The sequence below is a fragment of the Pseudomonas sp. NMI760_13 genome (assembly GCF_021283245.1).
Classification (GTDB): Bacteria; Pseudomonadota; Gammaproteobacteria; order Pseudomonadales; family Pseudomonadaceae; genus Aquipseudomonas; species Aquipseudomonas peradeniyensis.
Map to the genome: position 1 here is coordinate 171,196 of NZ_JAJSRC010000004.1, position 14,351 is coordinate 185,546.

Annotated in this window: 13 protein-coding genes; 11 read left to right on the top strand and 2 right to left on the bottom strand. The window is 63.5% G+C overall.

The window, feature by feature from the left end; translation table 11 throughout:
- The first annotated feature begins 4 nt into the window (after positions 1 to 4).
- The 5 genes from LU671_RS06185 (at position 5) to fdhA (ending at position 6,476) form a co-directional block, all read left to right on the top strand.
- On the top strand, positions 5 to 340 hold the full coding sequence (locus tag LU671_RS06185; RefSeq protein WP_028688435.1) for a sarcosine oxidase subunit delta: 336 nt from the start codon (positions 5 to 7) through the stop codon (positions 338 to 340).
- A complete protein-coding gene (locus tag LU671_RS06190; protein ID WP_232855030.1) occupies positions 337 to 3,354 on the top strand; it encodes a sarcosine oxidase subunit alpha in 3,018 nt (1,005 codons plus the stop codon). The genes LU671_RS06185 and LU671_RS06190 overlap by 4 nt, the downstream gene beginning before the upstream one ends.
- A 142-nt stretch (positions 3,355 to 3,496) precedes the next feature.
- Positions 3,497 to 4,129: a sarcosine oxidase subunit gamma gene (locus LU671_RS06195; protein ID WP_186731738.1), complete on the top strand. Its 633-nt coding sequence runs from the start codon at positions 3,497 to 3,499 to the stop codon at positions 4,127 to 4,129.
- Positions 4,130 to 4,141: 12 nt separating this feature from the next.
- Complete coding sequence (purU, locus tag LU671_RS06200) at positions 4,142 to 4,999, top strand: formyltetrahydrofolate deformylase (RefSeq protein WP_232855031.1); 858 nt, start codon at positions 4,142 to 4,144, stop codon at positions 4,997 to 4,999.
- A gap of 277 nt (positions 5,000 to 5,276) precedes the next feature.
- Positions 5,277 to 6,476: a formaldehyde dehydrogenase, glutathione-independent gene (fdhA, locus tag LU671_RS06205; RefSeq protein ID WP_232855032.1), complete on the top strand. Its 1,200-nt coding sequence runs from the start codon at positions 5,277 to 5,279 to the stop codon at positions 6,474 to 6,476.
- A gap of 60 nt (positions 6,477 to 6,536) precedes the next feature.
- Here the strand turns inward: fdhA and LU671_RS06210 are convergent, their stop codons facing one another.
- Positions 6,537 to 7,319 (bottom strand): RHS repeat-associated core domain-containing protein, encoded by a 783-nt coding sequence (locus LU671_RS06210; RefSeq protein WP_232855033.1) that lies wholly within the window; start codon positions 7,317 to 7,319, stop codon positions 6,537 to 6,539.
- Between the two features lie 398 nt (positions 7,320 to 7,717).
- Between LU671_RS06210 and LU671_RS06215 the strand changes: the two genes are divergently transcribed.
- Both LU671_RS06215 and LU671_RS06220 read left to right on the top strand, forming a co-directional pair.
- Positions 7,718 to 7,996, top strand: coding sequence for a hypothetical protein (locus LU671_RS06215; protein ID WP_062572570.1), 279 nt, complete (start codon positions 7,718 to 7,720; stop codon positions 7,994 to 7,996).
- A gap of 172 nt (positions 7,997 to 8,168) precedes the next feature.
- The gene (locus tag LU671_RS06220) at positions 8,169 to 8,741 is read left to right on the top strand and encodes a DUF2780 domain-containing protein (protein WP_232855034.1); all 573 of its coding nucleotides are present in this window, start codon (positions 8,169 to 8,171) and stop codon (positions 8,739 to 8,741) included.
- A gap of 164 nt (positions 8,742 to 8,905) precedes the next feature.
- Here LU671_RS06220 and LU671_RS06225 read toward each other — a convergent pair whose 3' ends face one another.
- Positions 8,906 to 9,793: an acyltransferase gene (locus LU671_RS06225; RefSeq protein ID WP_186712626.1), complete on the bottom strand. Its 888-nt coding sequence runs from the start codon at positions 9,791 to 9,793 to the stop codon at positions 8,906 to 8,908.
- A gap of 183 nt (positions 9,794 to 9,976) precedes the next feature.
- Between LU671_RS06225 and rloA2 the strand changes: the two genes are divergently transcribed.
- The 4 genes from rloA2 to creD all read left to right on the top strand — a co-directional run bounded on the left by rloA2 (position 9,977) and on the right by creD (position 14,294).
- The gene (gene rloA2, locus LU671_RS06230; protein WP_203649768.1) at positions 9,977 to 10,477 is read left to right on the top strand and encodes a retropepsin-like aspartic peptidase RloA2; all 501 of its coding nucleotides are present in this window, start codon (positions 9,977 to 9,979) and stop codon (positions 10,475 to 10,477) included.
- 178 nt (positions 10,478 to 10,655) lie between these two features.
- Positions 10,656 to 11,336, top strand: a complete 681-nt coding sequence (gene creB / locus LU671_RS06235) for a two-component system response regulator CreB (RefSeq protein ID WP_232855035.1) — start codon at positions 10,656 to 10,658, stop codon at positions 11,334 to 11,336.
- Positions 11,336 to 12,769, top strand: coding sequence for a two-component system sensor histidine kinase CreC (gene creC, locus LU671_RS06240; RefSeq protein WP_232855036.1), 1,434 nt, complete (start codon positions 11,336 to 11,338; stop codon positions 12,767 to 12,769). Before creB ends, creC begins: the two co-directional genes overlap by 1 nt.
- Positions 12,770 to 12,965: 196 nt before the next feature.
- Positions 12,966 to 14,294 carry a cell envelope integrity protein CreD gene (gene creD / locus LU671_RS06245; RefSeq protein WP_203649773.1) on the top strand — a complete coding sequence of 443 codons (1,329 nt, stop codon included), beginning with the start codon at positions 12,966 to 12,968 and terminating at the stop codon, positions 14,292 to 14,294.
- Positions 14,295 to 14,351: the final 57 nt, after the last annotated feature.

Sequence of the window (14,351 nt, forward strand, 5' to 3'; positions counted from 1 at the left end):
CGTTATGTTGCAAATCTTCTGTCCCCACTGCGGCGAGCTGCGCTCCGAGGAAGAATTCCACGCGTCGGGCCAGGCGCACATCGCCCGCCCGCTGGACCCGAACGCCTGCTCCGACGAGGAGTGGGGCACCTACATGTTCTTCCGTGACAACCCGCGCGGCATCCACCACGAACTGTGGGACCACGTCGCCGGTTGCCGCCAGTACTTCAACGTCACCCGCGACACCGTGACCTACGAGATCCTGGAAACCTACAAGATCGGCGAGAAGCCTCAGGTCACCGCCGCCTCGAAACAGAGCACCGCGCCAGCGACCGCCAAGGGCCAAGGGGAAAAAGTATGAGCCAGACCTATCGCCTCGCCAGCGGCGGCCGTATCGACCGCAGCAAGGTGCTGAACTTCAGCTTCAACGGCAAGACCTACCAGGGCTATGCCGGCGATACCCTGGCCGCCGCGCTGCTGGCCAACGGCGTCGACATCGTCGGGCGCAGCTTCAAGTACTCGCGCCCGCGCGGGATCATCGCCGCCGGTACCGAAGAGCCGAATGCGATCCTGCAGATCGGCTCCAGCGAAGCCACCCAGATCCCCAACGTGCGCGCCACCCAGCAGGCCTTGTATGCTGGCCTGGTGGCCACCAGCACCAACGGCTGGCCGAACGTCAACAACGACATGATGGGCATCATCGGCAAGGTCGGCGGCAACATGATGCCGCCTGGGTTCTACTACAAGACCTTCATGTACCCCAAGTCGTTCTGGATGACCTACGAGAAGTACATCCGCAAGGCGGCGGGCCTGGGCCGTGCGCCGCTGCAGAACGACCCGGACAGCTACGACTACATGAACCAGCACTGCGACGTGCTGATCGTCGGCGCCGGCCCTGCCGGTCTGGCCGCCGCGCTGGCTGCTGCCCGTAGCGGTGCCCGGGTGATCCTGGCCGACGAGCAGGAAGAGTTCGGCGGCACCTTGCTCGACAGTCGCGAAACCCTCGATGGCAAACCGGCCGCCGATTGGGTCCATGCCGTGGTGGCCGAGCTGGAAAGCCTGCCGGAAGTCACCCTGCTGCCGCGCAGCACGGTCAACGGCTACCACGACCACAACTTCCTCACCATCCACGAGCGCCTCACCGACCACCTCGGCGACCGTGCGCCGATCGGCCAGGTGCGCCAGCGCGTGCACCGTGTGCGTGCCAACCGCGTGGTGCTGGCCGCTGGCGCCCACGAGCGTCCGCTGGTGTACGGCAACAACGACCTGCCGGGCAACATGCTCGCAGGCGCCGTATCGACCTACGTGCGCCGCTATGGCGTGGCCCCGGGCCGCAAGCTGGTGCTGTCGACCAACAACGACCACGCCTACCGCGCCGCGCTGGACTGGCACGACGCCGGCCTGCAAGTGGTCGCCATCGCTGACGCCCGCCACAATCCACGCGGTTCGCTGGTCGAAGAGGCTCGCGCCAAGGGCATCCGCATCCTTACCTCCAGCGCCGTGATCGAGGCCAAGGGCAGCAAGCACGTCACCGGTGCCCGCGTGGCCGCTATCGATGTGCAGGCGCACAAGGTCACCAGCCCTGGGGAAACTCTCGACTGTGATCTGATCGCCACCTCCGGCGGTTACAGCCCGGTGGTGCACCTGGCCTCGCACCTGGGCGGTCGCCCGGTGTGGCGTGAAGACATCCTCGGCTTCGTGCCGGGCGATGCCCCGCAGAAGCGCGTGTGCGTCGGTGGTGTGAACGGTGTCTACGCCTTGGGCGATGTGATCGCCGACGGCTTCGAGGGCGGCGTGCGCGCCGCCACCGAGGCCGGCTTCAAGGCCAGCGTCGGCACCCTGCCGAAAACCCTGGCGCGCAAGGAAGAGGCCACCGTGGCCCTGTTCCAGGTGCCCCACGACAAAGGCACCGCCCGTGCGCCGAAGCAGTTTGTCGACCAGCAGAACGACGTCACCGCCGCCGCTATCGAGCTGGCCACCCGCGAAGGCTTCGAGTCGGTCGAGCACGTCAAGCGCTACACCGCGCTGGGCTTCGGCACCGACCAGGGTAAGCTGGGCAACATCAACGGTCTGGCCATCGCCGCCCGTTCGCTCGGCATCGGCATCCCGGAAATGGGCACCACCATGTTCCGCCCCAACTACACGCCGGTGACCTTTGGCGCGGTGGCGGGCCGGCACTGTGGCCACCTGTTCGAGCCGGTGCGCTTCACCGCCCTGCATGCCTGGCACATCAAGAACGGCGCCGAGTTCGAGGACGTCGGCCAGTGGAAGCGCCCGTGGTACTTCCCCAAGCCCGGCGAAGACATCCACACCGCCGTGGCCCGCGAATGCAAGGCCGTGCGTGACAGCGTCGGCCTGCTGGACGCCTCGACCCTGGGCAAGATCGACATCCAGGGCCCGGATGCCCGCGAGTTCCTCAACCGCATCTACACCAACGCCTGGACCAAGCTCGACGTGGGCAAGGCCCGCTACGGCCTGATGTGCAAGGAAGACGGCATGGTCTTCGACGACGGCGTGACCGCCTGCGTTGGCGACAACCACTTCATCATGACCACCACCACCGGCGGCGCAGCCCGCGTGCTGCAGTGGCTGGAGCTGTACCACCAGACTGAATGGCCGGACATGAAGGTGTACTTCACCTCGGTCACCGACCACTGGGCGACCATGACCCTGTCCGGCCCCAACAGCCGCAAGCTGCTGGCCGAGGTCAGCGACATCGACCTGGACAAGGAAGGCTTCCCGTTCATGAGCTGGAAGGAAGGCCTGGTCGGCGGCGTGCCGGCGCGGGTGTTCCGCATCTCGTTCACCGGCGAGCTGTCGTACGAGATCAACGTCCAGGCCAACTACGCCATGGGCGTGCTGGAACAGATCGTCGAGGCGGGCAAGAAATACAACCTGACCCCGTACGGCACCGAGACCATGCACGTACTGCGCGCCGAGAAGGGCTTCATCATCGTCGGCCAGGACACTGACGGCTCGATGACCCCGGACGACCTCAACATGAGCTGGTGCGTCGGTCGCAACAAACCGTACTCGTGGATCGGCCTGCGCGGCATGAACCGCGAGGACACCGTGCGCGAGAACCGCAAGCAGCTGGTGGGCCTCAAGCCTGTGGACCCGAACGTGTGGCTGCCGGAAGGCGCCCAGCTGGTGTTCGATCCGAAGCAGCCGATCCCGATGGACATGGTCGGCCACGTCACCTCCAGCTACGCGGCCAACTCCCTGGGCTATTCGTTCGCCATGGGCGTGGTCAAGGGTGGTCTCAAGCGCCTGGGCGAGCGGGTGTATTCGCCCCAGGCCGACGGCAGCGTGATCGAGGCCGAGATCGTGTCTTCGGTGTTCTTCGATCCGAAGGGCGAGCGGCAGAACGTCTAAGGCTTACGGCTGGTAACGCCGGGCCCTGTGGGAGCGGGTTCACCCGCGAATGCGATATTGGCTGTACCGCCGCATTCGCGGGTAAACCCGCTCCCACAGGTTCGGTGTCGCTCTGACCCACAGAATTCAAGGCAGGTAAGAAATGAGCGCTATCAACGTCTTCCAGCAAAACCCGGGCTCCGATGCCAAGGCCCAGTCGCCGCTGCACCACGCCGACCTGGCCAGCCTGGTCGGCAAGGGCCGCAAGAACGCAGGCGTGACCCTGCGCGAAAAGAAACTCCTCGGCCACCTGACTATCCGTGGCAACGGCCATGACCAGGCCTTCGCCGGCGGCGTGCACAAGGCCCTGGGCCTGGAGCTGCCGGTGGCCCTGACCGTGGTCGCCAACAACGAGATGTCGCTGCAATGGGTGGGCCCGGACGAGTGGCTGCTGATCGTCCCCGGCGGCCAGGAGTTCGCCGTCGAGCAGAAACTGCGCGACGCCCTCGACGGCCAGCATATCCAGGTGGTTAACGTCAGCGGCGGGCAGACCCTGCTCGAGCTGCGCGGCCCCAACGTGCGCGACGTGCTGATGAAATCCACCAGCTATGATGTACACCCGAACAACTTCCCGGTCGGCAAGGCTGTCGGTACCGTGTTCGCCAAGTCGCAGCTGGTGATCCGTCGCACTGCCGAGGACACCTGGGAGCTGGTGATCCGCCGCAGCTTCTCAGACTACTGGTGGCTGTGGCTGCAGGACGCGTCGGCCGAGTACGGCCTGGCCATCGAAGCGTAAGGAGCATTACCCATGAGTCGGGCACCGGACACCTGGATTCTCACTGCCGACTGCCCGAGCATGCTCGGCACGGTCGATGTGGTGACGCGTCATCTCTACGAGCAGCGCTGTTACGTCACCGAGCATCATTCCTTCGATGACCGGCTGTCGGGGCGGTTCTTCATTCGTGTTGAGTTCCGCGCCCCGGACGGTTTCGACGAGGATGCCTTCCGTGCGGGGCTGGCCGAGCGCAGCGAGGCGTTCGGCATGGCCTTCGAGCTGGTCGCGCCGAATCACCGCCCCAAGGTGGTGATCATGGTGTCCAAGGCCGACCATTGTCTAAACGACCTGCTGTATCGCCAGCGCATCGGCCAGCTGACGATGGATGTGGTCGCTGTAGTGTCGAACCACCCCGACCTCGAACCCTTGGCGCACTGGCACAAGATCCCCTATTACCACTTCGCCCTCGACCCGAACGACAAGCCGGCGCAGGAGCGCAAGGTGCTGCAGGTGATCGAGGAGAGCGGTGCCGAGCTGGTCATTCTTGCCCGCTATATGCAGGTGCTGTCGCCGGAGCTGTGCCGGCGGCTGGATGGCTGGGCGATCAACATCCATCACTCGCTGCTGCCGGGGTTCAAAGGCGCCAAGCCGTATCACCAGGCTTACAACAAAGGTGTGAAGATGGTTGGCGCCACCGCCCACTACATCAACAACGACCTGGACGAAGGGCCGATCATCGCCCAGGGCGTCGAGGTGGTGGACCATGCCCACTATCCCGAGGACCTGATCGCCAAGGGGCGCGATATCGAGTGCCTGACCCTGGCGCGGGCGGTGGGGTATCACATCGAGCGGCGGGTGTTCCTAAACGCCAATCGCACTGTCGTTCTCTGATCGAGTGCCGGGGCTGCTGCGCAGCCCTTTCGCGGCACAAGGCCGCTCCTACAGGGATCGCATTCCCTCTGTAGGAGCGGCCTTGTGCCGCGAAAGGGGCGCGCAGCGGCCCCAGCTTTTGTCCTGCCGCAAAAAGACATCCCCCTGTCGCATCCAGTCACCGCCCCACCTCCCATCCAGCCCACAATCCCCTGCATTCCAGTAACACAGGCCGCCCACGGAAAGGCGGCGCTTTCCACCACCGCTGCATAAATACAAATCAAGCGAGGTAAGAAGCATGTCTGGTAACCGTGGAGTGGTGTATCTCGGCGCGGGCAAGGTCGAGGTGCAGAAGATCGACTACCCCAAGATGCAGGACCCGCGCGGCAAGAAGATCGAGCACGGCGTCATCCTCAAGGTGGTCTCCACCAACATCTGCGGCTCCGACCAGCACATGGTCCGTGGCCGCACCACCGCCCAGGTCGGCCTGGTCCTGGGCCACGAAATCACTGGTGAAATCGTCGAAATGGGCCGTGATGTCGAACGCCTGAAGATCGGCGATCTGGTGTCGGTGCCGTTCAACGTCGCCTGCGGCCGCTGTCGCTCGTGCAAAGAGATGCACACCGGCGTCTGCCTCACCGTCAACCCGGCCCGCGCCGGTGGCGCCTACGGTTACGTCGACATGGGCGACTGGACCGGCGGCCAGGCCGAGTATGTGCTGGTGCCCTACGCCGACTTCAACCTGCTGAAACTGCCGGACCGCGACAAGGCCATGGAGAAGATCCGCGACCTGACCTGCCTGTCCGACATCCTCCCCACCGGTTACCACGGCGCCGTCACCGCGGGTGTTGGCCCGGGCAGCACCGTGTACGTCGCGGGTGCCGGCCCGGTCGGCCTGGCCGCCGCCGCTTCCGCCCGCCTGCTGGGCGCCGCCTGCGTGATCGTCGGCGACCTCAACCCGGCCCGGCTGGCTCACGCCAAGTCGCAAGGTTTCGAAGTGGTCGACCTGTCCAAGGACACTCCGCTGCACGAACAGATCATCGATATCCTCGGTGAGCCGGAAGTGGACTGCGCCGTCGATGCCGTCGGCTTCGAGGCCCGTGGTCATGGTCATGAAGGCGCCAAGCACGAAGCCCCGGCCACCGTGCTCAACTCGCTGATGCAGGTGACCCGCGTGGCCGGCAAGATCGGTATTCCGGGCCTGTACGTGACCGAAGACCCGGGCGCGGTGGATGCCGCCGCCAAGATCGGTGCCCTGAGCATTCGCTTCGGCCTGGGTTGGGCCAAGTCGCACAGCTTCCACACCGGGCAGACGCCGACCATGAAGTACAACCGCCAGCTGATGCAGGCGATCATGTGGGATCGCATCAATATCGCCGAAGTGGTGGGGGTGCAGGTGATCAGCCTGGATCAGGCGCCGGAGGGGTATGGCGAGTTTGATGCGGGGGTGCCGAAGAAGTTTGTGATTGATCCGCATAAAACATTTAGCGTGGCTTGAAAACACGTTAGGCATAAGGCCCCTACTAGAGGGGCTTTATGCCTTGTGTCTTGCTACTAGTCAATCATCATATTTACTAGAATTTTTATATGGGCCAAAAATTTTGCTGACCTTTGTGTTGTAGTTATTTCTGTTATTTTGAATAGAGATGTTTTCTGTAATGCGCTCTGGGTTTCTTAAAGCATAAGCTGCATTCTTAAATTCTTCGAAAGATTCTATTAGTGAGTTGTCGGGCTGGACGTCAATTCCATGTTTTTTGGCAAATTTTGAATTTTTCTTGCTAACAGTTCTTGTTATTTCAAGCTGGGTGTTTATTTCTGCGATGTCTATGCGTTCTGCGATTTTTATGATGTTTTTTGGGTTCGTGTCTAGGCGCGGGAGGTTTTTCGAATAGCCTGTGCCGAATAGCGCGCTGGCCAACAATGTGTTGGCTTCAGTTGTGGCGGCTTTTGCTGGTTGCAAGTTCTCAATTTTCCTTCTTGATCTGCCAAATATATTTTTAAGCCATTTGAATGACACGTGACCGCTAAGGTCTATGTTATTCATTGGGTCGTTACTAGCATAGCAGTAGGAGTTTAGACCGCCCTCGCCGAAAGGGCTGAAACTGTCCGGTGAGGTAAATCTCATTATAAGTGGATCATAGCGACGATAGCTTCCTGGCATGTAGCCCCCAAAACTCATGCGCGAAAGACCCGTGTAGCCGATATATGAGGATCCTGTGCTTTTTTGTTGGTCGGCTCCGTAGGGTGTATATGTGAAAAGGTTTCCTTGGTGGTTAATAACCGAGCCTTGTGGGTCTACTGCAATAAGGGGGACTGAGAAGGTTTCACTATTTGAAGTCATGACTTCGCTCCGGTTAGCAGCTCTGAGTAGATGAATGTGGAGCGCGATGACGAGGTTGGCAACTAGCAAATTTGATAGGTATAAGGAATATTCCTACTAAAATTTCGGCTAATTCTTGTTGGCTATCGAGTGCTGAGGAAATATCGTACGCAGCTTGTCGATTCACGTCTGATTGCTCGGGAGCATCGCTGCCTACTAGGCTCTCGCGGTCGCTGTCGGTTCAGTGATCGGGTGTGGAAACCCGGCGGTTAGCATGGTTGTTGTCGTCATGACGGCTGTACACGGGAGGCCTATAGGCCTGCCGGGTTCACCATGCACCGGTCTTTCCACCCCGTGTACAGCTGTCACCCTGATGTGTGGAAACGGACGGGTGGCACCCAACACAGCATGGTGCCTCGATGAAAAAGATCGTCCCTGATCCACCCCACCAATTCGCCTTACCCCCCGACAAATCCCTCGCCCGCGCCATCCACGACGGTGTCGTGCCCATGGAGTATGTACTGGCCAACGTCTCCCACTACCTGATGTTCGCCTTCAGCGACAGCCACCGGGCGCTGGACCGCATCGAGGACGAGGAGACGCGGCAATTGCTCAAGCTTGGGCTGCGGGCCATGCAGATCGCCTGGGGGCAGGCGGATGCGTTGGCCAGTGCGGTGGAAAACAGAGCCGGCCAGTAAATGTCCATCGCGGGGCAAGCCCGCTCCCACGAATGACCCAGCGCTGCGTGGGAGCGGGCTTGCCCTGCGATAAGGCCCTTGCAATGAACACCGATGGCCGGCCCGGAACAAACCCTTGGCACTCCAGTCCAACCCCTCGTTTCCCGGCCATTCCGGCCGACGAGGTCCCCCGATGAAAGCATTCACCCTGGCAACCCTGATGACCCTGGCCGCAAGCCCGGTGTTCGCCTTCAACCTCAGCGACGCGGCCAATGCCGTCTCGGCCATGCAGAACCAGAATCAACAGGGCCAGGTGCAGGCCCCGGCCGGCCAGGCCAATCTGCTCAATACCTTGGGCAGCGAATTGAAGATCACCCCCGAGCAGGCGATCGGTGGCGCCGGGGCGATGCTGGGGCTGGCGCGCAACAACCTCAGCGGCGATGACTATGGGCAACTGACCAAGGCCGTGCCGGGGTTGGACCTGCTGTCGGGCACCAATGCGCTGGGTGGGTTGAGCGGGCTGGGGCAGTTGCTCGGCAATGACCAGAACAGTTCGGCGTTGGGCAACGCGCTGGGCGGTGAGGTGCAGAACCGCAACGACCTGGACACCGCTTTCAAGGCACTGGGCATGGATACCGGAATGATCGGGCAGTTCGCGCCGTTGATCCTGCAGTACCTGGGGCAGCAGGGGATTGCCGGGTCGTTGTTGCAGAATCTGGGGAGTTTGTGGAATAGCCCTGCGCCGTTGAGCCAGCCATCGGTCTGAGCGCCAGACGCGGGCAGGGTAGGAGCGGCCTTGTGCCGCGAAAGGGCTGCGTAGCGGCCCCAGGTTCCCAGCGTTTAGGCCAAGAGTGCAGGGGCCGCTGTGCGGCCCTTTCGCGGCACAAGGCCGCTCCTACAAGGGACCGCGAAATGCTGTAGGCGCGGGCTTCAACGCATTTCGGCGCGCAGTTGCTCGATCCGCTGGTCCTTCTCCAGCCACAGCTGGTTTACCCAGGCCTGCACCGTCTGGCGGAAGGCCGGGTCGTTCTCGTAGTCGCCCTCGCTCAGCGCCGGGTCCAGCTCGCGCACGCGGATGTCGATGATCACCCGGCTGATGCTGCCGTTGAGCAGGTCCCAGAACCCCGGTGCCTTGTCGCCCGGGTAGACGATGGTCACGTCGAGCAGCGCATCCAGCTGCTCGCCCAGCGCCGCCAGGACGAAGGCCACGCCGCCGGCCTTGGGCTTGAGCAGGTGGCGGTAGGGCGACTGTTGCTGTTGGCGCTTGGCTTCGGTGAAACGGGTGCCTTCGAGGTAGTTGACCACGGTCACCGGCTGGCGCTTGAACAGCTCGCAGGCGGCCTTGGTGATCTCCAGGTCCTTGCCCTTGAGTTCGGGGTGCTTGTCGAGGAAGGCCTTGCTGTAGCGCTTCATGAACGGGTAATCCAGGCCCCACCAGGCCAGGCCCAGCAGCGGCACCCAGATCAGCTCCTTCTTGAGGAAGAACTTGAAGAACGGCACGCGGCGGTTGAGGCTTTCGATCAGCGCCGGGATATCGACCCAGGTCTGGTGGTTGCTCACGCACAGGTACGAGGTGTCCTGGCGCAGGGTGTCGACGCCGCGGATGTCCCACTGGGTGGGGATGCACAGGGCGAAGATGGCCTTGTCGACTTCCGACCAGGTCTCGGCGATCCACATCACCGCGGCCGACGCGTAGTCGCGGCCACGGCCGGGCAGTACCAGCTTGAGCAGGGCGAAGACCAGCAACGGGCCGATCATCACCAGGGTGTTGAGCAGCAGCAGGGTAAGGGTGAGGGTGCCGGTCAGCAGGCGACGCATAAGGAGACTCTTGTTGGTGTGAGGTAAACGGTGGCTAATGATAAGCAGGGCAGTGGCCTACGCCAAACGTCGTACGTCCATTAACTGGGACAAATGTTTCACATTGTGTTGTTTAACCTTTGCCAGCGAACCTATCCTGCCTGCGCAGTCTAAGCACTGACCCCTCTCAAGGAAGCCTGCCCCGTGAAACCCCTGCTTGCCCTGCTGTCCCTTCTGGCGCTGCCGGTGATGGCCGCCGAGCCCACCCTGTACGGTCGCTACGAGAACATCGCCCTGCCGGAGATCGGTGAAACCCTCAAGGCCAAGATGGACACCGGCGCCTACACCGCGTCGCTATCGGCCAAGGATATCGAGCTGTTCACCCGCGACGGTGAGGACTGGGTGCGTTTCCGCCTGGCCACCAAGAATGCCAATGGCAAGGTCTACGAACACAAGCTGGCGCGCATCAGCAAGATCAAGAACCGCGCCGACGAGGAAGAAGAAGGCGATGCCCCCGAGCTGTCGCGCCGCCCGGTGGTCGACCTGGAACTGTGCCTGGGCGACGTGAAGCGCACCGTGGAGGTCAACCTGGTCGACCGCAGCAGTTTCAACTACCCGCTGCTGGTGGGCGCCAAGGCCCTGCGCGAGTTCAAGGCGGCGGTGAACCCGGCGAAGAAGTTCACGGCGGGCAAACCGGACTGCTGATTTCGCATTTGGGGGCGCTTTGCGCCCCTTTCGCGGCGTAAGGCCGCTCCTACAGGTATTCGCGTTTCCCTGTAGGAGCGGCCTTGTGCCGCGAAAGGGCCCGTAAAGGCAACAAGGATTGCGTGACCATCGCGGTTTGCCTCAAAGTCCAGCCTTTGCCCCAGCAAGGCCGGACGCCATGCCTCACATCCTCATCGTCGAAGACGAATCCGCCATCGCCGACACCCTGGTCTACGCCCTGCAGGCCGACGGCCACAGCACCGAGTGGGTGACCCTCGGCAGCGCCGCCGTCGAGCAGCAGCGCCTGCGCCCGGCCGACCTGGTGATCCTCGATATCGGCCTGCCCGACATCAGCGGCTTCGAGACCTGCCGCCAGCTGCGCCGCTTCAGCGAGGTGCCGGTGATGTTCCTCAGCGCCCGCGACGCCGAGATCGACCGGGTGCTGGGCCTGGAGATCGGCGCCGACGACTATGTGGTCAAGCCCTTCAGCCCCCGTGAGGTGGCCGCGCGGGTGCGGGCGATCCTCAAACGCATGGCACCCAGGGTGGAGGTGGCCAGCGAAGCCGCGCCGTTCCAGCTCGACACCCTGGCCATGCGCATCAGCTACCGGGGCCAGGCGCTGACGCTGACCCGCCACGAGTTCCGCCTGCTGCAGAGCCTGCTTGCGCAACCTCGCCGGGTATTCAGCCGCGAACAGCTGCTCGACGGCCTTGGCGTGGCCTCGGACGTCGGCTACGAACGCACCATCGACAGTCATATCAAGAGCCTGCGCGCCAAGCTGCGCCAGGTCGCGCCCGACGCCGAGGCGATCCAGACCCACCGCGGCCTGGGCTACAGCTACAGCCCGGAACACGCCTGATGCGCTTGGGGATCCGGATCTTCCTGGTGTACTTCCTGTTCGTCGGCCTGGCGGGCTACTTCCTGCTCAACACGGTGCGCGAGCAGATCCGTCCGGTGGTGCGGCAATCCTCGGAAGAAACCCTGGTGGACACCGCCAACCTGCTGGCCGAGATCCTTCACGACGATGTGAAGAACGGCACCCTGACCCAGAGCCGCCTGTCGCAGGTGCTTGCTTCGTATGGCGAGCGGCGTCCGAGCGCGCAGATCTGGGGGCTGGCGAAGAACCAGGTCAGCCACCGTATCTACGTGACCGACGCCAAGGGCATCGTCCTGCTCGACTCCAGCGGCCAGGACCTGGGCAAGGACTACTCGCGTTGGAACGATGTCTACCTGACCCTGCGTGGCCAGTACGGCGCCCGCTCGACCCGCAGCGACCCGGACGACGAAAGCACTTCGGTGATGCATGTGGCGGCGCCGATCCTCGACGGCGGCCGAATCATCGGCGTGGTTACCGTAGCCAAGCCCAACAGCTCGTTGCAGCCGTACATCGACCGCTCCGAACGTCGGTTGCTGTTCCTCGGCCTGGGGCTGATCGTGCTGGGGCTGTTGGTGGGCGCGGCGCTGTCGTGGTGGCTGACCCGCTCGCTGCGTAGGCTTACCCATTACGCCCAGGCGGTCAGCGAGGGAGAGCGCGCCGCGTTGCCGCACTACAAGGGCGGCGAATTGCTGCAACTGGCCACGGCGGTGGAGCGCATGCGCACCCAGCTGGAGGGCAAGGCCTATGTCGAGCGCTACGTGCACACGCTCACCCATGAGCTCAAGAGCCCGCTGGCGGCGATCCGCGGCGCCTCGGAGCTGCTGCAGGGCGACATGCCGCGAGAGCAGCGGGCGCGCTTTGCCGGCAATATCGAGCGCGAGAGCGAGCGCCTGCAGCAGATGATCGAGCGACTGCTCAACCTGGCGCGGGTCGAACAGATGCAGGCACTGGAAGATGAACAGCAGGTGGCGGTGGCGGCGCTGATCGACGAGCTGCTGCTAGCCCATGGCGCACGGATCGACAGCGCCGGCCTGCAGGTGCGCCAGCGCATTCCGGCGGGCGTCTGGCTGCTGTGCGATCCGTTCCTGATGCGCCAGGCGTTGGCCAACCTGCTGGACAACGCGCTGGACTTCACCCCCGAGCGAGGCGCGCTGGCCTTCGAACTGGAGCGTGACGGCGAGCGGGTGGCGCTGAGCCTGTTCAATCAGGGGCAGGCAATACCCGAGTACGCTCTGGGGCGGGTCAGCGAGCGGTTCTATTCGCTGCCAAGGCCTGGGACCGGGCGCAAGAGCACCGGGCTGGGGCTGAACTTCGTGGCCGAGGTGATGCAGCTGCACGGCGGGGCGCTGGCGGTAGACAACGTCGAGGGTGGGGTGCGGGTGCGACTCTGGCTGCCGGGCCGACGTTATAGCTGACCCTGTAGGAGCGGGCTTGCCCCGCGAAGTGGCCAGCCCAGGCAACATCACTGCCTGATCGGGCCTCATCGCGGGGCAAGCCCGCTCCCACGCAGTGTTGCTGTCCAAGCCATCTCCACACAATCTCCACATTCCCTCCCCAAGGGCTCCACGCGGCGGGCAGACACTGCCCCCATCGCAAACGGAGCCCAACCCCATGAACAAGTCCCTAGGTTTCAAGCTCGGCCTGATCGCCGTGCTGATCCTGCTGCTGCTGATTCCCCTGCTGATGATCGGCGGCCTGATCGACGAACGTCAGCAACTGCGCAACAACGTGCTCGGCGAGATCGCCGCGAGCTCCAGCTTCGACCAGCTGGTCAGCGGCCCGGTGCTGGTGGTGCCCTATCGCAAGTACGAGCGGCGCTGGATCGACAAGGACGGCACGAGCGTCCAGGAGACCACCACGATGCACGGCAATCTTTACTTCCTGCCGGAAACCTTCGCGATGGATGTGGGCGTCGATACCGAGCTGCGCGCCCGCGGCATCTACCAGGCGCGCCTGTTCCATGCCAAGGGTCAGGTCAGCGGTCGCTTCAAGCTGCCTGAGCGCTGGGGGATCGAGAAGGACTACGACGACTACCGCTTCGACAAGCCGTTCCTGATGGTCGGCATCAGCGACATTCGCGGCATCGAGAACAGCCTGGAGCTGACCCTGGATGACCAGCGCCTGCCGTTCGAGGCCGGCAGTGGTGTCGACTGGCTGCCCGGTGGCGTGCATGTGGCCCTGCCGCAGTTGAGCGACCAGAAGGCCCGCGAGTTCGACTACGCCTTCGACCTGGCCCTGCTGGGCACCGGCCAGCTGGCGGTGCTGCCGGTCGGCCGCAGCAGCACGGTGGACATGCGCGCCAACTGGCCGCACCCGAGCTTCGTCGGCAGCTACCTGCCGAGCCGCCGCGCCATCGATGAAAAGGGCTTCAGCGCCCACTGGCAGACCTCGTTCTTCGCCACCAACCTGGAAGAGTCCATGCGCCTTTGCGCGACCGTCGGCAAGTGCGGCGATTTCAACGAGCGTTCATTTGGCGTCAGCTTCGTCGACCCGGTGGACCAGTACCTCAAGAGCGAACGGGCGATCAAGTATGCCCTGCTGTTCATCGCCCTGACCTTTGCCGGATTCTTCCTGTTCGAGGTGCTCAAGAACCTCAGCGTGCACCCGGTGCAGTACATCCTGGTGGGCGTGGCCCTGGCGTTCTTCTACCTGCTGTTGCTGTCGCTGTCCGAGCATCTGGGGTTTGGCCTGGCCTATGGGCTGTCAGCGTCAGGGTGCGTGTTGCTGATCGGCTTCTACCTGGTTCATGTGCTGCGCAGCCTGGGGCGTGGGGTTGGCTTTGCGGCGGGGCTGGCGGCGTTGTACGCGATGCTCTATGGGCTGCTCAGCGCCGAGGACTATGCGCTGCTGATGGGCTCGCTGCTGTGCTTTGGCCTGCTGGGCGTGTTCATGGTGCTGACCCGGCGGCTGGACTGGTCGCGGGTGGGGAGGGGGGTATGAGGGAGGATAGAGAGATCGGGCGCTGGTTGGCGCAGAGAATCGGATTGTTGTTTCCTG